21 protein-coding genes and 1 tRNA gene are annotated in these 20101 nt (G+C 62.1%); 16 read left to right on the forward strand and 6 right to left on the reverse strand.

Features of this window, described 5'->3' with window-relative positions; all coding sequences use genetic code 11:
• The first annotated feature begins 6 nt into the window (after positions 1 to 6).
• Genes grxC through BMG03_RS01525 form a run of 3 tightly spaced genes read left to right on the forward strand, consistent with a single transcriptional unit; the run spans position 7 to position 1537 of the window.
• Positions 7 to 264, forward strand: a complete 258-nt coding sequence (grxC, locus tag BMG03_RS01515) for a glutaredoxin 3 (RefSeq protein WP_075775204.1) — start codon at positions 7 to 9, stop codon at positions 262 to 264.
• Between the two features lie 2 nt (positions 265 to 266).
• Positions 267 to 1094 carry a carbon-nitrogen hydrolase family protein gene (locus BMG03_RS01520; RefSeq protein WP_075775203.1) on the forward strand — a complete coding sequence of 276 codons (828 nt, stop codon included), beginning with the start codon at positions 267 to 269 and terminating at the stop codon, positions 1092 to 1094.
• Positions 1095 to 1147: 53 nt separating this feature from the next.
• The gene (locus BMG03_RS01525) at positions 1148 to 1537 is read left to right on the forward strand and encodes a MarR family winged helix-turn-helix transcriptional regulator (protein WP_075775454.1); all 390 of its coding nucleotides are present in this window, start codon (positions 1148 to 1150) and stop codon (positions 1535 to 1537) included.
• A gap of 295 nt (positions 1538 to 1832) precedes the next feature.
• Here BMG03_RS01525 and BMG03_RS01530 read toward each other — a convergent pair whose 3' ends face one another.
• The 3 genes from BMG03_RS01530 to BMG03_RS01540 form a co-directional block, all read right to left on the reverse strand.
• A complete protein-coding gene (locus BMG03_RS01530; protein ID WP_075775202.1) occupies positions 1833 to 2936 on the reverse strand; it encodes a site-specific DNA-methyltransferase in 1104 nt (367 codons plus the stop codon).
• Between the two features lie 113 nt (positions 2937 to 3049).
• Entirely contained in the window at positions 3050 to 3685 is a 636-nt protein-coding gene (locus BMG03_RS01535) for a ribonuclease HII (RefSeq protein WP_075775201.1), read from the reverse strand.
• A gap of 104 nt (positions 3686 to 3789) precedes the next feature.
• The gene (locus BMG03_RS01540) at positions 3790 to 4335 is read right to left on the reverse strand and encodes a hypothetical protein (protein ID WP_075775200.1); all 546 of its coding nucleotides are present in this window, start codon (positions 4333 to 4335) and stop codon (positions 3790 to 3792) included.
• Between the two features lie 168 nt (positions 4336 to 4503).
• On the opposite strand from BMG03_RS01540, the gene BMG03_RS01545 reads away from it, so the two are divergent.
• From BMG03_RS01545 to BMG03_RS01560, 4 genes are all read left to right on the forward strand, one after another.
• Positions 4504 to 4785 carry a hypothetical protein gene (locus tag BMG03_RS01545; RefSeq protein ID WP_075775453.1) on the forward strand — a complete coding sequence of 94 codons (282 nt, stop codon included), beginning with the start codon at positions 4504 to 4506 and terminating at the stop codon, positions 4783 to 4785.
• Positions 4757 to 5461, forward strand: a complete 705-nt coding sequence (locus tag BMG03_RS01550) for a helix-turn-helix domain-containing protein (protein WP_098409595.1) — start codon at positions 4757 to 4759, stop codon at positions 5459 to 5461. The genes BMG03_RS01545 and BMG03_RS01550 overlap by 29 nt, the downstream gene beginning before the upstream one ends.
• A 62-nt stretch (positions 5462 to 5523) precedes the next feature.
• Positions 5524 to 6618, forward strand: a complete 1095-nt coding sequence (gene nspC, locus BMG03_RS01555; protein WP_075775198.1) for a carboxynorspermidine decarboxylase — start codon at positions 5524 to 5526, stop codon at positions 6616 to 6618.
• A gap of 51 nt (positions 6619 to 6669) precedes the next feature.
• Complete coding sequence (locus BMG03_RS01560) at positions 6670 to 7917, forward strand: saccharopine dehydrogenase family protein (RefSeq protein ID WP_075775197.1); 1248 nt, start codon at positions 6670 to 6672, stop codon at positions 7915 to 7917.
• Positions 7918 to 7974: 57 nt separating this feature from the next.
• Here BMG03_RS01560 and BMG03_RS01565 read toward each other — a convergent pair.
• Positions 7975 to 8051 (reverse strand) — tRNA-Arg (locus BMG03_RS01565).
• 327 nt (positions 8052 to 8378) lie between these two features.
• Here BMG03_RS01565 and BMG03_RS01570 point away from each other — a divergent pair.
• A complete protein-coding gene (locus tag BMG03_RS01570; protein ID WP_077701044.1) occupies positions 8379 to 9407 on the forward strand; it encodes a LacI family DNA-binding transcriptional regulator in 1029 nt (342 codons plus the stop codon).
• Here the strand turns inward: BMG03_RS01570 and BMG03_RS01575 are convergent, their stop codons facing one another.
• Complete coding sequence (locus tag BMG03_RS01575; RefSeq protein WP_075775196.1) at positions 9408 to 10034, reverse strand: SH3 domain-containing protein; 627 nt, start codon at positions 10032 to 10034, stop codon at positions 9408 to 9410.
• 40 nt (positions 10035 to 10074) lie between these two features.
• Complete coding sequence (locus BMG03_RS01580; protein ID WP_075775195.1) at positions 10075 to 10896, reverse strand: ABC transporter permease; 822 nt, start codon at positions 10894 to 10896, stop codon at positions 10075 to 10077.
• 130 nt (positions 10897 to 11026) lie between these two features.
• On the opposite strand from BMG03_RS01580, the gene cysQ reads away from it, so the two are divergent.
• The 8 genes from cysQ to BMG03_RS01620 all read left to right on the forward strand — a co-directional run bounded on the left by cysQ (position 11027) and on the right by BMG03_RS01620 (position 20072).
• Positions 11027 to 11821: a 3'(2'),5'-bisphosphate nucleotidase CysQ gene (gene cysQ, locus BMG03_RS01585; RefSeq protein WP_075775194.1), complete on the forward strand. Its 795-nt coding sequence runs from the start codon at positions 11027 to 11029 to the stop codon at positions 11819 to 11821.
• On the forward strand, positions 11821 to 12621 hold the full coding sequence (locus BMG03_RS01590; RefSeq protein ID WP_075775193.1) for a 3-deoxy-manno-octulosonate cytidylyltransferase: 801 nt from the start codon (positions 11821 to 11823) through the stop codon (positions 12619 to 12621). Before cysQ ends, BMG03_RS01590 begins: the two co-directional genes overlap by 1 nt.
• Before the next feature lie 193 nt (positions 12622 to 12814).
• The gene (galU, locus tag BMG03_RS01595) at positions 12815 to 13708 is read left to right on the forward strand and encodes a UTP--glucose-1-phosphate uridylyltransferase GalU (RefSeq protein WP_075775192.1); all 894 of its coding nucleotides are present in this window, start codon (positions 12815 to 12817) and stop codon (positions 13706 to 13708) included.
• Between the two features lie 3 nt (positions 13709 to 13711).
• On the forward strand, positions 13712 to 14695 hold the full coding sequence (galE, locus tag BMG03_RS01600) for a UDP-glucose 4-epimerase GalE (RefSeq protein ID WP_075775191.1): 984 nt from the start codon (positions 13712 to 13714) through the stop codon (positions 14693 to 14695).
• Positions 14696 to 14720: 25 nt separating this feature from the next.
• Entirely contained in the window at positions 14721 to 15743 is a 1023-nt protein-coding gene (locus BMG03_RS01605; protein WP_075775190.1) for a glycosyltransferase family 2 protein, read from the forward strand.
• A gap of 212 nt (positions 15744 to 15955) precedes the next feature.
• A complete protein-coding gene (locus BMG03_RS01610; protein ID WP_075775189.1) occupies positions 15956 to 16966 on the forward strand; it encodes a glycosyltransferase family 2 protein in 1011 nt (336 codons plus the stop codon).
• Positions 16967 to 16979: 13 nt separating this feature from the next.
• Positions 16980 to 18677 carry a DUF5927 domain-containing protein gene (locus tag BMG03_RS01615; RefSeq protein ID WP_075775188.1) on the forward strand — a complete coding sequence of 566 codons (1698 nt, stop codon included), beginning with the start codon at positions 16980 to 16982 and terminating at the stop codon, positions 18675 to 18677.
• 3 nt (positions 18678 to 18680) lie between these two features.
• Positions 18681 to 20072: a nodulation protein NodH gene (locus BMG03_RS01620; protein ID WP_075775187.1), complete on the forward strand. Its 1392-nt coding sequence runs from the start codon at positions 18681 to 18683 to the stop codon at positions 20070 to 20072.
• The last annotated feature ends 29 nt before the right edge of the window (positions 20073 to 20101 follow it).

Consider the following 20101-nt stretch of genomic DNA (forward strand, 5'->3'; position numbering starts at 1 on the left):
TACACTATGAAACGCGTCGAAATCTACGTCACCAGCACCTGCCCCTTCTGCATCCGGGCCAAGCGCCTGTTGGACAAGAAGGGCATCTCCTACGAGGAAACCGATGTGGGCCGCGAGCCGCAACTGCGCGCCGCGATGACCCAACGTGCCAATGGCCGCCGGACCGTCCCGCAGATCTTCATCGGCGGCGAGCCGATCGGCGGCTGCGACGAGCTGCATGCGCTCGAGCATGCGGGTAAACTCGATCAGATGCTGGCGGGCTGACGATGAAGGCGGCGCTCGTTCAGCTTTCGGTCACGGATGATCCGGCACGGAACCTGCCGGTCACGATCGATTTCATCCGCGATGCCGCGTCGAAAGGCGCGCAACTGATCGCGACGCCCGAGTGCACCAACCTGATCTCGTCGGATCGCGCCCATCAGAACGCGGTCCTGCAGCACGAGCATCACGATCCGACGCTGGAGGCGCTTTGCAACGAGGCAGAGCGCCTCGGCGTCTATATCCTGATCGGCTCGCTCTGCCTGAAATCCGGAGACGATGCGCGCTTCGCCAATCGCTCCTTCCTGATCGGGCGCAAGGGCAATATCAAAGCCCGCTACGACAAGATCCACATGTTCGACGTGGATGTGTCCGAGACCGAACGCTACCGCGAATCCGAAGCCTACCGGCCCGGGCGCGAGGCGGTTCTGGGCGCCACGAAATACGCCCAGCTGGGCCTGTCGGTCTGCTACGATCTGCGCTTCCCACATCTCTACCGGACGCTGGCGCAGGCCGGGGCGCAGGTCTTGACGATCCCAGCGGCGTTCAACGACACGACCGGGGCCGCCCATTGGGAGGTTTTGGTACGTGCCCGCGCGATCGAGAACACATGCTTCGTGCTCGCGCCCGCGCAATGCGGCACCCATGCCGCGCATGGCGGTCGACCGCGCCGGACTTGGGGCCATTCGCTGGCGGTCGATCCATGGGGCAAGGTGCTGGCCGATGGCGGCACCGAGCCCGGCGTGACGCTCGTTGATCTCGATCTCGACCAGGTGGACGCGGTGCGCTCGCGGCTGCGCTCCTTGTTCCATGACCGGAGCTTCGACGGACCGTGAGCACCTTGCCCGAGAACGATCCGCTCGCCGCGACGCTGTTCGCCGAGGTCTTCATGGCCGATCAACTGGCGCGCAACGTGGTGAGCCGCGCCCTGCCGAAGGGTATGGAAATCTCGCATTTCTCGGTGCTTAACCTGCTGGCCCATATCAACGAGGAACGCACGCCCGCCCAACTGGCCGAGGCGCTGCATGTCACCCGCGGTGCGATGACCAACACGCTCGCCAAGCTGGAATGGGCGGGGCATGTGCATATCCGGCCCGACTGGGACGATGCGCGGCGCAAATGGGTCTCGCTCTCGCCCTCGGGACGGCGCGCGCGTGATGCCGCGCTGGCCTCGCTGATGCCGATCATCGGGGGGATCGTGCGCGACCTCGGTCCCGAAAAGGTCCGAGCCACCCTGCCGGTGCTCCGCGAATTGCGCGCCCGCCTCGGTCAGGCCTGAACGGATCGGGGGGCTCTGCCCCTCTGGCCTGCGGCCATTCACCCCGGGATATTTCCGCCAAGCCGAAATCCGGATTTTCGCTCTTCTTCAAATACCCTAGGAGAGCGCGGTACGCTTGAGGTCGGAGTTCCCTTTTTCCCTTTTGATTGTCGTCCTCCGGCGACGGCGGCGGAGCCCCCTTTCAACGTTGCGAAAACGAAAAGACCCCGCCGTTTCGCACGGCGGGGCAAGGCGCGTGCCGAGGAGCGGTCCTCAGGCACCGGCGGTAACTTCTAATTCTTGAGAGAGCAGAGCCTCAGTTCATCTCGGCGCGGATCTGCTGGCGCAGCAGGTCGATCGGGACCTGTTTGCCGTCGCGCTTGAAAGTCCAGTAGGTCCATCCGTTGCAGGAGGGCGCGCCTTCGAGATGGGCACCGACCTGATGGATCGAGCCTTTCACGTCGTCGCCGATCAGCGTGCCGTCGGCGCGGACCTTCGCCTTGTGGCGACCGTTGAGCGAGTAGAGCTCCTCGCCAGGGCGCAGCATCCCGCGTTCGACCAGCTGGCCGAAGGGCACCCGCGGCTCGGCGCGTTTCGAGGTGGAAACCTCCAGAGCTTCCTTGTCGAACTTGCGGATCTTGGCGAGGCGCTTGAGCGCGACTTCGCGATAGGCTTCCTCGCGTTCGATACCGATGAAATCGCGGCCCAGCATCTTCGCCACGGCGCCGGTCGTGCCGGTGCCGAAGAACGGGTCGAGGATCACGTCGCCGGGGTTGGTGGTGCCGACGAGCACGCGGTGCAGCAGCGCCTCGGGCTTTTGGGTCGGGTGGGCTTTCTCGCCGTTCGAATCCTTCAGACGCTCGCCGCCATTGCAGATCGGGATCACCCAGTCGGAGCGCATCTGCACCCCTTCGTTGAGCGATTTCAGCGCTTCGTAATTGAAGGTGTATTTCGCGCCTTCGGATTTCGACGCCCAGATCAGCGTCTCATGCGCGTTCGTCAGGCGCTTGCCGCGGAAGTTCGGCATCGGGTTCGATTTGCGCCACACGACGTCGTTCAGAATCCAGAAGCCTTGGTTCTGCAGCTCTGCGCCCATGCGAAACACGTTGTGATAGGAGCCGATCACCCACATCGCGCCGTTCGGCTTAAGGATGCGGCGTGCGGCCTTCAGCCATTCGCGGGTGAAGTTGTCGTAATGCGCGAAGGAGCCGAACTGGTCCCACGCGTCATCGACCGCGTCGACCTTGGAATTATCGGGGCGATGCAGGTCGCCGCGCAACTGAAGGTTGTAGGGTGGATCGGCGAAGATCAGGTCTACACTGTCCTCGGGCAGCGAGTTCATCATCTCGATGCAATCGCCTGCGAGAATTTCGTTCAGGGGCAGTGCATTGCGCACCACCGGAGTCTTGGTCTTTGCCATTTTTAGCCTCTTAACTGCCCGCCTCAGGGCCCAATATCTGGGTGCCGGCTTTGTGCCGATCTATGGCTATAAAAATGAGTCAAAGCCGATTCATCGTCAATTTCTTTTTTGAATCAAGGGCTTATATAATTCGCTTGGCACAAGATATTGTGGACCGGCTTGAAGCTTCGTCTATGAACGGGGGTAACCCCTAAATCTAGAAGCGCCTGCAGATGATCCTTGGTCGCGTAGCCCGCATTTCGTTCCCAGCCGTAGCCAGGATACTGTTGCGCCAAATCCACCATGAGCAAATCGCGGGCCTCTTTCGCGAGGATCGAGGCCGCCGCGATCGACAGGCAGCGCGCGTCGCCCTTCACGACCGGCTCGCAGGAAAGTTGCAGATCGGACGGCACGCGGTTGCCATCGACGAGGACGTGATCGGCGATCCGGGCGAGGCCTGTGACCGCCCGGCACATCGCGAGATGCGAGGCGTGATAGATATTAAGCTCGTCGATCTCCTCGACGCTGGCATGGGCCACGCAGAACTCGGCGCAGTCCATGATCCGGGCCGCCAGATCGGCGCGGCGCTTCGCGCTGAGCTTCTTCGAATCGTTGAGCCCCTCGGGAATGCAGGCTGGATCGAGAATTACCGCGGCAGCGGTGACGGGCCCGCAAAGCGGTCCGCGGCCGACTTCGTCCACGCCCGCGACGACAATCAGGCCGCGCGCGAAGGCGGCTTCTTCGAAGGAGAAGTCAGGTGAGTCTGCCATGCGTTGGGAATGCCCCGAACCGGCAGGTCTGTTCAATGAAAAAGCGGGGACCCGAAGGCCCCCGCACTGCTCGACGACGCTCTTCTTGGCGTCTGCCGCATGTCTTAACGCCGGCGGAGACGGATACCGCGATCCTCCAGGCAGTTGCTGCCGTAGACTTTCTCGACCCCGTGACGCCCGGTGCGCATCGTGAAGGCGCAGTTGGCGGGCAGCGTACGCTCTGTGCGGCGGTCGAGGCAGGAGGCGGAAACCACCTCGCCCCAGCCGCGGCGGGTCTTCACGCGCTGCACGCATTCCGCAGGCAGGTAGATGCGGTCTCGGTCATGGCGATAGCGGTCGTGGTCGTAGCGTTCCTGCGCGCGCTTGCGGCGGGCTTCGGCGGCGCGACGCTCGCGCTCGCGGCGTTCACGCTCCAGTCGGCGCTGCCGGTCCTGCCAGCTTTCATAGCGCGGCTGCGCCTTCTTCGCCTTGTGGTCGTTCTTGTTCATACCGTCGAGCAGCAACGCGGCGGCACCGACCCCAAGCAGGATGGTTAGCGCCTGACGGTCCTTCTTGCCCAGCGCGGCGGCGGGCGTGGCACTGATCGCGACGGAGCCCAGCGCGAGGGCGAGGGCGGTGATGGCGGCGGTGGCCTTGGTCTTGAGGCTCATGGCTTCGGTCCTTTCACTCGGCAGCCCGAAGGCCGCGTGACGTCGATGAACCGAGATTGGGCCGGGGGTCGAAAGTCAGGCAATAACGGCCCCCTGCTATCGGATAACAGACCGGCCAACCCCCTTTGGCTATTGAATAACACGGGCATTGCGCGCAGCGTGTTCCACATGAAACATGCAGTCCTCATATTGGCGTTTCTCGCCTCTGCCTCGGCCGCGCAGGCCGAGTGCTATGCCGACTACAAGGCCAAGCGCGACAACCCGTTGCAGCTGCAATACGGGGTTGCGCAGGTCTCGGACTCGGCCTGTTCGAAAAAGGCGGCGGCGCGCGAATTGGCGCCGAAGCTGAAAGCCGATGGGTGGACCTTGCTGACGGTTCTCTCCACATTCGGCCCCGATGGCTTGGAGCAAAGGAAGGCCAGTGCCGGACAATATTTCCTCCGTTACTGACAGTTTGCGATTGGGCTCGCGCGCGGTCGTGGGCGGGATCGTCGCCGTGGTTGCGATTCTCGCGGTCGCTGCGGTGCTACTATTCGCGAACCTGCCGAATGCGGATGCGTTCAACGCGCGAGTCGAGCAGATCTTCGTGCAAAACGACAACCTGACCTCGCAGGCCGAAATCAAACTGCTGGAGGTGCTCGCGCAATCGGGCACCGCGTTCTCTGATGTGCTGGCGAATTACCGGGTAATCATCTTCATCCTGCTGATCTTCGCCGCCGCGTTGCTGATCGCGACGATCGTCTTCCTGCTGCTGCTGATCGCGCTGAACAAGCGCATGACCGAAATCCGCCGCGCCGGGATCGAAGTGCAGAGCCTGCGCATCCTGCGGGGCGAAAACGCGGTGATGCTCAACGATATGGGCTTCACACTGACCCCGGCCGCGATCGAGACGCTGTCTGTTCTGGCCGAAGCGCGGATGGATGACGACATCCTCACCGGCGCGCAGATCGAGGCGATGATCTCGGGCCGCGACGAGGCCGATTGCGACGAGGCGGCGGGCGCCACGCGGATCAAACGGCTGCGCGACAGCCTCGGAAATCAGCTCGTCAGCGAGCTTCTGGTGCGCAACATTTCCCGCAAAGGCTATGCGCTTAGCGTGGCCAAGGATGCGATCCGAGTCGACTGATCCGGTTGCGCCACTGTCACATGGGCCCTATATCGCAGGGTCTGTTGACCTGCGGGGGAGCCATGTCCGATACGCCCTTCTACCTGATCGACGAGGCCCGACTGCGCGAGAATATGCGCAAGATCGAGCGTCTGCGCGAACGTTCCGGCGCGAAAGCCCTGCTGGCGCTGAAATGTTTCGCGACGTGGTCGGCCTTCGACATCATGAAGCCCTACATGGATGGCACGACCTCCAGCTCGCTGTTCGAGCTGCATCTGGGACGTGAGAAATTCGGCAAGGAAACCCATGCCTATTCGGTCGCCTGGGCCGATCACGAGATCGACGAGGCCATCGGGTATGCCGACAAGATCATCTTCAACTCGCTGAGCCAGCTGGATCGCTTTGGCGAGAAGGCGGCGCATATCGAGCGTGGCCTGCGCCTGAACCCGCGATTTTCGACCTCCGGTTTCGATCTGGCGGACCCGGCGCGGCCGTTCTCGCGTCTGGGCGAATGGGATGCCGAGCGGCTCGAGGCGGCGATGGATCGCATCTCGGGCGTGATGATCCACTACAATTGCGAGAACGCCGATTTCGCGCTGTTCGACCATCAGCTTTCGCGGATCGAAGCCGAGTTCGGCGATATTCTGAAGCGCCTGAAATGGGTGAGCCTTGGTGGCGGCATCCATTTCACCGGCGAAGATTACCCGCTCGACGATCTGGCCGACCGGTTGAAGAAATTCTCCGAAGATTTCGACGTGCAGGTCTATCTCGAGCCTGGCGAGGCCTCCATCACGCAGAGTGCCTCGCTCGAAGTCACGGTGCTCGACATTCTCGACAACGGCAAGAAGATCGCCATCGTCGACAGCAGCATCGAGGCGCATATGCTCGACCTGCTGATCTATCGCGAGACCGCGAAGCTGCCGCAACAGGGCGAATACGAATACCAGATCGCGGGCAAAACCTGCCTCGCGGGCGACATCTTCGGAGAGGCGCGGTTCGACAAACCGCTCGAAATCGGCGACCGTATCTCGATTGCCGATGCCGCCGGTTACACGATGGTAAAGAAGAACTGGTTCAACGGCGTTGCGATGCCTGCTATCGCCATCCGCCGCGAAAATGGGAACATCGACCGGATTCGCGACTTCACCTATGAGGATTATCGCGCCTCATTGTCCTGAGGGCCCCCAAGAGCCCCCTTCCCCTGTCCGCAAACAAAGGAGACAGCCGAAGTGAAAAAGAACGTGCTCATCATCGGAGCGGGCGGCGTCGCCCAGGTCGTGGCGCATAAATGCGCGCAGAACAACGACATCTTGGGCGATCTGCACATCGCCTCGCGCACCAAATCGAAATGCGATGCGATCATCGAAAGCGTGCATGAGAAAGGCGCGATGAAGGTCGAGGGCACGTTTGAGGCGCATGCGGTGGATGCGACCGATTCCGAGGCCGTCGCCGAGCTTATCCGCAAGACCGGGTCCCAGATCGTGATCAACGTCGGCACCGCCTTCGTGAACATGCACGTCCTCGATGGCTGCATCGCCACCGGCGCCGCCTATATCGACACCGCGATTCATGAAGAGCCCGACAAGATCTGCGAAACCCCGCCTTGGTATGCCAATTACGAATGGAAGAAGCGCGACCTGTGCGCCGAACATGGCGTGACTGCGATCCTCGGCGCGGGCTTCGATCCGGGCGTGGTGAACGCCTATGCGCGTTTCGCCATCGACCAGATGGACGAGGTGAAATCGATCGACATCGTCGACATCAACGCGGGCTCGCACGGCAAGTATTTCGCGACCAATTTCGATCCGGAGATCAACTTCCGCGAATTCACCGGAGTCGTCTATTACTGGGAAGACCAGCAGTGGAAAGAGACGAGCATGTTCGCCTCGGGCCACGAATGGGATCTGCCCGTCGTAGGCCCGTCGCAGGCCTACCAGTCGGGCCATGACGAGGTGCACTCGCTCGCCACCAACTATCCGCAGGCCGACGTGCGCTTCTGGATGGGCTTCGGCGATCACTACATCAACGTCTTCACCGTGCTGAAGAACCTCGGCCTGTTGTCGGAACAGCCGGTGAAAACCGCCGAGGGTCTGGAAGTCGTGCCGCTGAAAGTGGTGAAGGCCGTGCTGCCCGACCCGTCGAGCCTCGCGCCGAACTACACCGGCAAGACCTGCATCGGCGATCTGGTGAAAGGCACGAAGGACGGCAAGGACGTGGAGTATTTTGTCTATAACGTCGCCGATCACAAAGAAGCCTACGAAGAGGTCGGCTCGCAGGGCATCTCCTATACGGCAGGTGTGCCGCCGGTCGCCGCCGCAATCCTGATCGCGCAGGGCGACTGGGATGCGAAGACGATGAAGAACGTCGAAGAGATGGACCCCAAACCCTTCTTCACCGAGCTCGACCGCATGGGCCTTCCGACCCGCGTGATGGTCGGCGGCCTCAAGGGCGAGGACAAATCCTGGACCGAGGTTTGAGCGGTCGCACCAGAAACACGAAAGGCCCGCATAGCGCGGGCCTTTTTCATGTCTGATTGGCGATCCCGGCAGGATTCGAACCTGCAACCTGCCCCTTAGGAGGGGGCTGCTCTATCCAGTTGAGCCACGGGACCGCACAGCGCCTTTGATGCCGCCAAAGAGCTTGTGGCGCAAGTCCATCGCGGTGGTGCTGCGAAAAACCGCAGCCGCTATGCCGCGCATCTAGTGCGGTCGTGAATTCGGGAACTGGTTGGGAAGAAAGAAAAGGGAGCGCAAATTGGCCCACTGCGCCCCCTTTCGCGTCCCTCGCCCTGACGAATCCGACAGTGGCGCGGGTCTGTCCAGGTATTGAGCGGAGATTATCCGACCCTATAACCGTTAACGCTAACATACTGGTCATCATTCGCTTGCGCAAGGGAAATGTTTGGCGCTAACAAGAGGTGAACCTTGAGGAACTGCCCTTGTCCCGCCCCATCGAAACCCGCCGCCCCTTGACCCTGCGCGATGTCTCCGAAGCCTCCGGCGTCTCCGAGATGACCGTGAGCCGCGTGCTGCGCAATCGCGGCGATGTCTCTGATGCGACACGCGAAAAGGTCCTGCAAGCCGCGAAGGCGCTTGGCTACGTGCCCAACAAGATCGCCGGCGCGCTCGCCTCGCAGCGGGTGAACCTCGTGGCCGTGATCATCCCGTCGCTGTCGAACCTCGTCTTCCCGAAAGTCCTGTCGAGCGTATCCGACGAGCTTGAGGATACCGGGCTGCAGCCGGTCGTGGGCGTGACGAATTACTCGCCCGAGAAGGAAGAGCAGGTTCTCTATGAGATGCTCTCGTGGCGCCCCTCGGGGGTGATCATCGCGGGGGTCGAACACACGCCTGCCTCTCGCGCTATGCTGCAGAACGCGGGCATTCCGGTGGTCGAGATCATGGATGTCGATGGTGAGGGGATCGACTCGGTCGTCGGTATCTCGCATCGCCGCGCCGGGCTGCACATGGCCGAGGCGATCATCGCCGCGGGCTATCGCAAGATCGGCTTTCTCGGCACGAAAATGCCCGAGGATCACCGGGCGCGCAAACGGCTCGAAGGGTTCAAGGAAGGGCTCGCCAAGGCAGGGATCGAACTGGCCGATACCGAGTTCTACGGCGGGGGATCGGCACTCGCGAAGGGCCGCGAGATGACGGAGACAATGCTCAAGCGCTCGCCCGATCTCGATTTTCTCTATTACTCGAACGACATGATCGGCGCCGGCGGTCTGCTTTGGTGCCTCGATCACGGGATCGACGTGCCGGGAAAGATGGGTCTGGCCGGGTTCAACGGGCTCGAACTGCTCGACGGTCTGTCGGTGCGGCTCGCCACGATGAACGCCTGCCGGGCCGAGATCGGGCGCAAGGCGGCGCAGATCATTTCGGGTCGCTCGCAAAGCGGGATGATCGGCGGCGAGGTGATCGAGCTGGAGCCGACCCTCGATCCCGGCGACACGATCCGTAAAGTCTGATCAGTCGAGGCGGCAGCATCCGGTCAGCGCGCGACGACCTGCGGATGTCTTCAGGAAGAGATCGAGCCCGATCGCGTAAAGCGCATCGCTCATGCCATCGGAACACGTGCCGCCCTTGAACACCACGAAGCCCTCCGTACCTTTTCTCGACAGTTTCATCCCCACCGTCTCGGCCTTTCCGTTTTGCGGAGCCCCTGACCATTCGACATCGAGGTTTTGCGCAGCCTCCCCCGCCATCTCGAACCGAAAGAGCCCCGGCGCGTAGCGCAGCGACCAGAACGGCTCCGTCCCGGAACAGGCGAGCGGCACCTGTTCGGTCCACCACGGCGGCATCGGAACGTCCTTGAGAAATCGCGCCGCAGCCCACCCCGTGCGTCCATCGACATTCAACCTCAGCCATTTTTCGTCCGCGGATGCGCCCGTTATCTCGATGCCTGTCGCTCCGGGGGACAATGTGCCTAGGACGGGCGCCGATGCGGTCGGCTCCGCCCGGAGATTGAGAACATCGTCGGCAGCGACGCCGGTGACCGCCGCGTAGTGGGGAAAGTCCTCTGCCAGAACGGATCCGGCAGAACTCATCGCAAGAGCCAGACCGAGGCCAATCGTTCGGATGGTATTCGCGGCCATAATAGCGCTCCTTTTCGAAACGAGCCTGCCTGAAAAGGCACTAACGCCGCGCCCCCCAGCTGATCGAGGCGTATTGACGCGTGTAGAATTCGCCCAGAAGGCCGATCATCAGGATCGCTAGCCCGACATAGAGCGGATATTCCCAGTTCGAGAAATGCGGATTGTAATTGATGAAGGTGAAGCCGCGCGCTTGATCGATCGTGTGGAACAGCGGGTTCCAGTTGAACAGGATCAGCATCTTGTGCGGCAGATTGTTCGCGAGAAACATCTTTCCCGAGGCGATCATGTTGGCACGGGTGTAGACCTGCTGGATCACGCCCACCACTTCGGGCGCCCAGGGCTTCGCCGCCAACAGCACAACCCCGACCGCGAGCCCCGTGAACCACGCCAGCAACACCATCCCGAAGGCACCGACCCAATCGTAGATCTCGATCGGCTTGAAGGCCGCATGGTAGATGTAGAGCACCGTCACCATCGACAGCACCTGGATGTAGAGCGCGCTCAGCGCCGCCGCGGAGATCGAGACCGCGGTGGTCATCGGCGCGTGTTTCATCATCGCCGAGGTCGGCCCCTCAGATCCGAAGACCGCGCCCAGGGTCTTGGTATGGGTCATGTAGAGGAAAATGCCGGTCATGATGTAGAGCAGGAAATCGCCGCGCACCGAGCTGGACCGCATCCCCAATATGCTGAACATGACGTAGAAAGAAATGACCAGCATCATCGTCTGGACCATGTTCAGCAGCAGGCCGATCAACGCATTGCCGTGGGTCTTGCGCAGATTGCGCACGGTCGCATGGTAGATCAACTCCAGCAGGCTGAAGGTCGTCCCGAGCTTGGTCGCTTTCGTCTCCGGTCTGAACATGTTCCTGCCGATTCGGGCGCGTTGCGGCCCAAGCTAGGTCGGATTGCTTGCTCAACCCTTGTCGCCGCATCATAAGGGGGGAGTTGGAGCATAGCAATTGGGCCTTAACAAGGCCGGGAGAGGCGTGACGATGGATTTCGAACATCTGATGCGAGTGATGCGGCGACTGGCGCTCGAGGCAGGCGACAAGATCATGGAGATCTACGACTCGCCGGATTTCGAGGTGAAGTCGAAGTCGGACAACTCGCCGGTGACCGAAGCCGACGAGGCCGCCGACGCGCTGATCTCCGCCGGGCTGCGCGCCGAATTTCCCGACGTGCCGCTCGTCACCGAGGAACAGGCCGCGAGCCATTCGCAGGAGGTGTCGACCTTCCTCATCGTCGATCCGCTCGACGGCACGAAGGAATTCGTGAAGCGCCGCGGCGATTTCACCGTCAACATCGCCTATGTCGAGAATGGCAAGCCGGTGCGTGGCGTGGTCTATGCGCCCGCCAAGGGGCGGCTGTTCTACACACTGGCCGAGGGCCGCGCGGTCGAAGAAGACGGCCCCTTCGACAAGGAGCGCCCCGGCAAGCAGCAGCCGATCACGGTTTCGATGCCCGACAATCGCGGTCTGATGGTGGTTGCGTCGAAATCGCATCGCGATCAGGCGACCGACGAATACATCGGCAAATACGCGGTGAAGGATATGGCCTCGGCCGGGTCGTCGCTGAAATTCTGCCTTGTCGCGACGGGCGAGGCAGACCTCTATCCACGTCTGGGCCGCACGATGGAATGGGACACGGCGGCAGGTGACGCGGTTCTGCGCGGCGCGGGCGGCGAGATGATCCGCTTCGAAGATCACGCGCCCTTCACCTATGGCAAGCCTGGCTTCGAGAACCCGTTCTTCATCGCCTACGCTCCCGGCGTTCTGCTGGTGAAGTGATGTCTGTCCTCATCGTCATTCCGGCGCGCTACGCGTCGAGCCGTTATCCCGGCAAGCCGCTGGTCGAACTGACCGGCGCCACGGGCGAGAAAAAGACCCTGATCCAGCGCAGCTGGGAGGCGGCGACGCAGGTCGGCGGCGTCGACCGGGTCGTGGTGGCCACCGATGACGCCCGTATCCGCGACGCCTGCCAGGCCTTCGGCGCGGAGGTGGTGATGACCTCGGAGAGCTGCCGCAACGGGACCGAGCGCTGCGCCGAAGCTGCCGCAACGCTTGGCGGTGACTACGATATCGTGGTGAACCTGCAAGGCGACGCGCCGCTGACTCCCGCTTGGTTCATCGAAGACCTCGTGACGGGGCTGCGCGCCAATGACTGGGCCGAACTCGCGACCCCGGTGCTGCGCTGCGAGGGCGCAATGCTGAAAAGCCTGCTGGAAGATCGCCAGAACGGGCGGGTGGGCGGCACCACGGCGGTGTTCGGCGCAGGCAATCGCGGGCTCTATTTCTCGAAAGAGGTCATTCCTTTCACCTCCGAGAGTTACGCGGACGAAGCCCCGACGCCGGTGTTCCACCATGTGGGCGTCTATGCTTACCGACCGGACACGCTGGCGGCCTATGCAGGCTGGCCGATCGGGCCTCTGGAGACGCTCGAAGGGCTGGAGCAATTGCGTTTCCTAGAGAACGGGCGTGCAGTGCTCTGCACAGAGGTCGAGGCGCGCGGACGGCAATTCTGGGAACTCAACAATCCATCAGACGTGGCCCGTATAGAATCCATGATGCAGCGGATGCAGCTCCCCTGACTGCGGCGATTTATCGCCGAACACGCGTAAACCGCGAATTTTCACGGCGTTGAACGAAACAATTTTCGCGTTTGCAGCATTTCTTCCTTTTGGAGTGCTCAACGCGAAAACGGGTCCCTTGTTGGATTGAGGCTTTGGGGACACAATAAACCAACTTCTGACGATTTGATCGTAGCAACCCTATAGGTGACGAATGAAAAGCAAGGTGACGAAGGCGATCTTCCCGGTGGCCGGCCTCGGAACCCGCTTCCTGCCCGCGACGAAGTCGATCCCGAAAGAGATCCTCACGCTGGTGGACCGCCCGCTTATCCAATACGCCATCGACGAGGCGCGCGCGGCCGGTATCGAGGAATTCATCTTCGTCACCTCGCGCGGCAAATCTGCGCTCGAGGATTACTTCGACAACGCCCCCGAGCTCGAAAGCGCGCTCTCGCAGAAGGGCAAGACCGAGATTCTCGACGAGTTGAAGAAGACCAACATGGATAGCGGCGCGATTGCCTATGTCCGCCAGAACCAGCCGCTGGGTCTGGGCCATGCGGTCTGGTGCGCGCGCCGTCTGGTGCATGACGAAGCCTTCGCCGTGATCCTGACCGACGACGTCATCGCCGCCGACAAGCCCTGTCTGCAGCAGATGATGGAAGCCTATAACGAGACCGGCGGGAACTATGTCGCGGCGATGGAAGTCCCCGCCGACAAGACCGCCTCCTACGGTGTTCTGGATGTGGGCCCGGGCGACGGTCCGCGCCTGCCCGTCAATGGCATGGTCGAGAAGCCCAAGCCTGAAGACGCCCCCTCGAACCTCGCGGTGATCGGTCGTTACATCCTGACCCCGCGGATCATGTGGAACCTCGATGCGCGCAAGGCGGGAGCCGGTGGAGAGATCCAGCTGACCGACGCCATCGCGCAGGAAATCCACGGCGGCAACTCGGTCTACGCCTATCGCTTCGACGGCCAACGTTACGATTGCGGATCGAAAGCGGGCTTCCTGCAGGCAACGGTGGCCTTCGGCCTCCAGCGCCCGGATCTGAAGGACGAGTTCGGAGAGTATCTCTCCGATCTCTCCGCGATGCGGCAGGCTGCCGAGTAAGCGATGAAGCATGTGTTGGTGACGGGCGGTGCGGGCTATATCGGCTCGCACGCCTGCAAGGCGCTGGCCGCGGCGGGCTACGTCCCGGTCTGTTTCGACAATTTCTCGACCGGCTGGAAAGAAGCGGTGAAATTCGGCCCCGTCGAGGAGGGCGATCTGGCCGATCGTGCCCGGCTCGACGAAGTGTTCGCCAAGTATCAGCCCATCGCTGTAATGCATTTCGCGGCGCTCAGCCTCGTCGGCGAGTCGATGAAAGATCCGGCGAAATATTGGCGCGCCAACGTGAATTGCGCGCTGAACCTGATCGAGGCGGCCGTCGATGCAGACTGCCGCAACTTCGTCTTCTCCTCGACCTGCGCGACCTACGGCGATCAGGACGGGGTGGTGCTGGATGAGAACACAGAACAGCGCCCGATCAACGCCTATGGCGGATCGAAACGCGCCATCGAAGACATGCTGCGCGATTTCGGCGCGAGCCACGGGATGAACTCCGTGATCTTTCGCTATTTCAACGTGGCGGGCGCCGATCCCGACGCAGAAGTCGGCGAGCAGCACATCCCCGAGACGCATCTGATCCCGCTGATGCTCGACGCGATCGCGGGCAAACGCCCGGCGCTGACCGTGTTCGGCTCGGATTACGCGACGCGCGACGGCACTTGCATCCGCGATTACGTGCATGTCTCCGATCTGGTCGATGCGCATGTGCTGGGTCTGAAATGGCTCGAGGATGGCAAACCCTCGCGGGTCTTCTGCCTCGGCTCTGGCAACGGGTTCTCGGTGCGCGAAGTGATCGACGCCTCGCGCGCGGTAACCAATCGCGATGTTCCGATCGTCGAGGGGGACCGTCGACCGGGCGATGCGGCGTCGCTTGTGTCGGGCTCGAAACGGGCGACCGAGGAGCTTGGCTGGCAGCCGAAGCGGTCGGACCTGTCCACCATGATTTCCGATGCATGGCGTTGGCATCAGGCGAAAGAGTATGAATACTGACCCCGAGGCAGGGTCAGGAGTATGGATGCCATCGCGCCATGAGCTTTGGGAGAGCTACAGGCTGCGCCTCAAGCGCAAGCACTTCCTGTGGCGCGCCCTGCGCAAGCGACATCAGCTCGACAGCGTCACCAACCGCACCGGCAAGATAAAGCCCTGTGCGATCCTCGCCTTCGCGGTGATGCGCAACGAGGCGCGGCGGCTGCCCTTTTTCCTCAAGCATTACCGCAAGCTGGGCGTCGATCACTTCCTGATCGTCGATAATGGCAGCACGGATGACACCGCCGCGCTGCTGGCGGAAGCGCGCGACGTCTCGCTATGGCAGACGGCGGGCAGCTACCGGGCCTCGCGTTTCGGGCTCGATTGGGTGACATGGCTGATGCTGCGCTACGGACACGATCGCTGGTGCCTGACCGTCGATGCGGATGAGCTGCTGATCTACCCCTATCACGACAGCCGCCCCCTGCCCGCGCTGACCGACTGGCTCGACCGGTCCGAGCAGCGCTGTTTCCCGGCGATGATGCTCGACCTCTACCCGAAGGGGCCGCTGGGCGCGCAGCGCTATGAGGCGGGGCAGGACCCGCGCAAGATCCTGAGCTGGTTCGATGCCGGGAATTACATGATGACCCGGCAGGACCGGACCGACGCGCTGTGGATTCAGGGCGGACCCCGGGCACGGGCGTTTTTTGCCCACACCCCCCGACAAGCGCCGACCCTTTCGAAAATCCCGTTGGTGCGGTGGCATCGCCGGTGGGCCTATCTGAACTCGACCCATGCGCTGCTGCCCCGCCACCTGAACCAGACCTACGACACGGAGGGCGGCGAGGCCATCTCGGGGCTGCTGCTGCACACGAAGTTTCTCGACGAGATCGTGGACAAGTCGAAGGAGGAGAAATCGCGCGGCGAGCATTTCGGCCAGCCCGCGGAATTCGACCAGTATTACGACGCGCTGGCCGCCGATCCGGAGCTCTGGACGCCGCATTCGACGCGGCTCGGCGACTGGCGACAACTGGAGGCTCAGGGGCTGATGTCGCGCGGCGGGTGGATGTAAATTTGTTGACTTGGGGGCAACAATACTGACGTGAGCGTGAAGCGCGGGCTTCTCAGTTGCAAGCAAACCGGGTAAGTATCGGAAGATATTGATAACCCGTTAAAAACTTGCCGATTTGAACCGGGCGACCTTTAACGATTTGAAAACTACGATACGAGCATCACGGGACCGAAGCGGCACGAAATGACCGCGACGTCGAAGAGGGACGGATATTGGGACTGAGAGAAATCGCCAGACTGCGCCGCAAGCGCAGAATTCGGCAGATTCGGGCTTTCCGGAAAAGCCGCGAACTCTCTCTCTATTCCGATCGCACCGGCGACATCCACCCCGAGGATATCCTCGTCTTCGTCACCGCCCGCAACGAACGCATCCGCCTGCCCTATTTCCTGCGCTATTACCGCGAGATGGGGGTCGGCCACTTCCTGTTTGTCGACAATGGCAGCGACGACGGCAGCGCCGAGTATCTCGCGCAGCAGGAGGATTGCTCGGTCTGGCGCACGGAGGCGTCTTACAAGGCGTCGAATTTCGGCATCGACTGGATGAACTGGCTGCTGCGCAAACACGGCACCGGGCATTGGACGCTGACGCTCGATCCGGACGAGTTCTTCGTCTACCCGTTCTGCGACACGCGGCCCATTCAGGCGCTGACCGACTGGCTCGATACCTATGGCATCCGGTCTTTCCCGGCGATGCTGCTCGATATGTATCCGAAAGGACCGATCGACGCGCAGCCCTATCGCGAGGGGCAGAACCCGTTCGATCTGGCCTGCTGGTTCGATGCGGGCAATTACATGATCTCGCAGAACTCCGAGACCAATAATCTGTGGATCCAGGGCGGACCGCGGGCACGCATCTTTTTTCCCGACGCGCCGAAGAAGGCCCCCTCGCTCAACAAGATACCGCTCGTCAAATGGGAGCGCGGGAATGTCTATATCTCCTCGACCCATGCGCTGCTGCCGCGCGGCCTCAACCAGGTCTACGACACGATCGGCGGAGAGATGGTCTCGGGGTGCCTGCTGCACGCGAAGTTCCTCTCGCCGCTAACCGACAAGGTCGAGGAAGAGTTGGAGCGCAAACAGCATTACGCAGGCTCGCGCGAATATCACGCCTATGCCCGCACGATCTCAAAAGAGCCCGATTTGTGGTGCAAATGGTCGGAGAAATATATCAACTGGCGCCAGCTCGAAATCCTCGGGCTGATGTCGAAGGGCAATTGGGCGTGAGGAAACAAGGCGCGTGACAGTCGGATTCATCATGATGTGCCACACCGCGCTCGACCGGGCCGCGCAGGTCGCGCGGTTCTGGTCGGAGGGCGGATCGCCCGTGGTGATCCATGTCGATGCCCGCGTCACCGCGCATGACTATAACGGCTTCAAGAAGATGCTCGCCGATCTGGAGAATGTCTCTTTCTCGCGGCGCTACAAATGCGAGTGGGGCACGTGGTCGCTGGTCGCCGCCAGCCAAGCTGCGGCAGAACAGATGCTGGCACTGCATGCCGACGTGCGCCACGTCTATCTGGCGTCGGGCTCCTGCCTGCCGCTGCGCCCGCTGCACGAGCTGACCGACTATCTCGACGCGCGGCCCTATACCGATTTCATCGAGAGTGTGACCACCACGGAAGTTGGCTGGACGGTTGGCGGGATCGACATCGAACGCTTCACGCTGCGCTTCCCCTTCTCGTGGAAAAAACAGCGGCGGATGTTCGACCGCTATGTCGAGTTTCAGCGCCGCGTCGGCTTCAAACGGCGCATTCCCGACGGGCTGGTGCCGCACTTGGGCAGCCAGTGGTGGTGCCTGACGCGCCAGACCCTGTCGGCCATTCTGGAAGACCCGGATCGCGCGCTTTACGACCGCTATTTCAAGCGCGTCTGGATCCCCGATGAGAGCTATTTCCAGACCCTCGCAAGGCTCTATTCCACCTCGATCGAGAGCCGCTCGCTGACGCTGACCAAGTTCGATTTTCAGGGAAAGCCGCACATCTTCTACGACGATCACCTGCAGCTTCTGCGGCGGTCGGACTGTTTCGTGGCGCGGAAAATCTGGCCCAAGGCGGACAAGCTCTATCGGACCTTCCTCGACAAAAGCCCCGGGCGGTCCGTCATGGCGGAGCCGAACCCGGCCAAGATCGACCGGCTGTTTTCCAAGTCGATCGAGCGGCGCACACGCGGGCGGCCCGGCCTCTACATGCAAAGCCGTTTTCCCAGAAAGGACCACGAGAACGGCAAGACCTCGGCACCCTATTCGATCTTCCACGGCTTCTCGGATCTCTTCGAGAATTTCGACGGCTGGCTCGCGAAATACGTCGGTGCCCGGGTTCACGGACATCTCTTCGCCCCCGAACGCGCCGAGTTCGCGGGTGGCGAGCGGATGTTCAACGGTTGCCTGACCGACGACGCGGCGCTGCGCGATTACAACCCGCGTGCCTTCCTGACGAACTTGATCTGGAACTCGCGCGGGGAACGGCAATGCTACATGTTCTCGCCGCGCGACAATCAGGCGAATAACTGGTTCACCGCGACCGATCCGAATGCGCAAATCTCGGTCATCACCGGGGCCTGGGCCCTGCCGCTGTCGCGCCGCAACGAGAATTTCACGACGATCCGGCGCGAGGCCGCGATGCTGCAAAAGCGCGAGCTGGAGCATCTGGATATTCTCCGCTCGATGTATGTGAAGGCGCGGGTGCGGATCTGGACCGTCGCGGATTTCATCGAGAACCCGATGGAGCCCCTGCAGACCATCATCGACGAGATCAGCCCCCGCGCCACGCGCCGCCTGACCGAAGCGCCGCAGATGGTCGATCTGTCGGGGTTCAACCAATTCCTGCAAAATCTCAAGAACCAAGGGATGCAGCCACTCGTGATGGGGGATTTCCCGCTCGAGCAAAGCGGGCAGCGCGACGCCGTCCGCCGGGGCCGCCCCTATCTGGTGAAATAACCCATGCCCAAGTTTGAGAGTTTCGTCGTCTTCGCCGAGATGCGCACCGGCTCCAACCTCGTGGAAGCCGCGCTGAACGATCTGGACTGCGTGACGTGCCATGGTGAGGCGTTCAACCCGGCGCTGATCGGGTACCCGAACCGAAAGGAGCTGGTGGGAGTCACCAAGGCGCAGCGCGACGACAATCCTCTGGTGCTGTGGAATGCGATCAAGTCTCAGGATGGGCTGAACGGCTGCCGCTATTTCCACGATCATGACCCGCGGATGCTGGCGGTCTTCGTGAACGATCCGAAATGCGCGAAGATCGTGCTGACCCGTAACCCGATCGAAAGCTATGTCAGCCTGATGATCGCGCGCGCGACGGGCCAATGGAAGCTGGGCGATGCGAAACACCGCAAGGCCACGAAAGCGCGCTTCGATGCGGAGGAATTCGAGGCGCATCTTGAAGGGCTGCAGGATTTTCAGGTGACGTTACTGAACGCTCTGCAACGCTCGGGACAGACAGCCTTCTATATCGATTATGAAGATGCACAGTCCGTCGAACTGCTTAACGGTCTGGCGAATTGGCTGGGCGTCTCGGGGCGGCTGAAACAGTTGCCCGAGAACCTCAAGGTGCAGAACCCGGAGCCGCTGGAGGCAAAGGTCGCAAATTTCCCGGGGATGGAGGCGTCGCTGGCGCGACTCGACCGGTTCAACCTGTCGAAGACCCCGAATTTCGAGCCCCGGCGCGGTCCCGGCGTGCCCGGTTTCATCGCGAGCGAGGCGGGGCTGCTTTATATGCCACTCCGGCCCGCGATGGATGCGCCGATCCGCGACTGGCTGGCCGCGACCGGCGATCTGGTCGAAGGGTTCAGCCAGAAAACCCTGCGCCAGTGGAAGCGTCGACATTCCGGCCATCGCAGCTTCACCGTGCTACGCCATCCCCTGATGCGCGCGCATCTGGCGTTCAACGCGGTGCTGAACTGGGACACTATGGACGAGACGCGCGCCGTTCTGCGCCAAAGCTACAAGCTGCCAATCCCGAAGGAAGGGCAGAGCATCGCGCAAGACGACTACGCCGAGGCGCTGATCGCTTTCTTGGGCTGGCTCAAATCCAATCTCGCGAACCAGACGAGCCTTCCGGTGAACACGCTCTGGGCCACGCAATCCGCGGCGCTTCAGGGCATCGGCCAGTTCGCGCTTCCCGACCTGCTGGTGCGCGAAGAACGGATGGCCGAGGACTTCGCGTATCTCGCCAGCATGGCCGGGGTGGAGGCGCCTACGTTCGCGCCCGGAGAGACCGACACCGCGGCGATCAAGCTCGCTGATATCTGGACGCCCGATCTCGAGGCCGCCGCGCGCGAGACCTATACGCGCGACATGATGCAGTTCGGCTTCGGAAACTGGCGAGACTGATCTTGGGCCATGAAAAAAGCGCGCCGGGA

The sequence above is a fragment of the Thioclava nitratireducens genome (assembly GCF_001940525.2).
GTDB lineage: Bacteria > Pseudomonadota > Alphaproteobacteria > Rhodobacterales > Rhodobacteraceae > Thioclava > Thioclava nitratireducens.

Bases quoted from the DNA above. Each gene is read 5' to 3' on its own strand.
- BMG03_RS01605 (WP_075775190.1), top strand. From the start codon at position 14,721: ATGCCATCGCGCCATGAGCTTTGGGAGAGCTACAGGCTGCGCCTCAAG.
- BMG03_RS01535 (WP_075775201.1), bottom strand. From the start codon at position 3,685: ATGGCAGACTCACCTGACTTCTCCTTCGAAGAAGCCGCCTTCGCGCGC.
- BMG03_RS01520 (WP_075775203.1), top strand. From the start codon at position 267: ATGAAGGCGGCGCTCGTTCAGCTTTCGGTCACGGATGATCCGGCACGG.
- BMG03_RS01525 (WP_075775454.1), top strand. From the start codon at position 1,148: ATGGCCGATCAACTGGCGCGCAACGTGGTGAGCCGCGCCCTGCCGAAG.
- BMG03_RS01590 (WP_075775193.1), top strand. From the start codon at position 11,821: ATGTCTGTCCTCATCGTCATTCCGGCGCGCTACGCGTCGAGCCGTTAT.
- BMG03_RS01620 (WP_075775187.1), top strand. From the start codon at position 18,681: ATGCCCAAGTTTGAGAGTTTCGTCGTCTTCGCCGAGATGCGCACCGGC.
- BMG03_RS01580 (WP_075775195.1), bottom strand. From the start codon at position 10,896: ATGTTCAGACCGGAGACGAAAGCGACCAAGCTCGGGACGACCTTCAGC.
- nspC (WP_075775198.1), top strand. From the start codon at position 5,524: ATGTCCGATACGCCCTTCTACCTGATCGACGAGGCCCGACTGCGCGAG.
- BMG03_RS01575 (WP_075775196.1), bottom strand. From the start codon at position 10,034: ATGGCCGCGAATACCATCCGAACGATTGGCCTCGGTCTGGCTCTTGCG.
- BMG03_RS01530 (WP_075775202.1), bottom strand. From the start codon at position 2,936: ATGGCAAAGACCAAGACTCCGGTGGTGCGCAATGCACTGCCCCTGAAC.
- galE (WP_075775191.1), top strand. From the start codon at position 13,712: ATGAAGCATGTGTTGGTGACGGGCGGTGCGGGCTATATCGGCTCGCAC.
- galU (WP_075775192.1), top strand. From the start codon at position 12,815: ATGAAAAGCAAGGTGACGAAGGCGATCTTCCCGGTGGCCGGCCTCGGA.
- BMG03_RS01540 (WP_075775200.1), bottom strand. From the start codon at position 4,335: ATGAGCCTCAAGACCAAGGCCACCGCCGCCATCACCGCCCTCGCCCTC.
- cysQ (WP_075775194.1), top strand. From the start codon at position 11,027: ATGGATTTCGAACATCTGATGCGAGTGATGCGGCGACTGGCGCTCGAG.
- grxC (WP_075775204.1), top strand. From the start codon at position 7: ATGAAACGCGTCGAAATCTACGTCACCAGCACCTGCCCCTTCTGCATC.
- BMG03_RS01545 (WP_075775453.1), top strand. From the start codon at position 4,504: ATGAAACATGCAGTCCTCATATTGGCGTTTCTCGCCTCTGCCTCGGCC.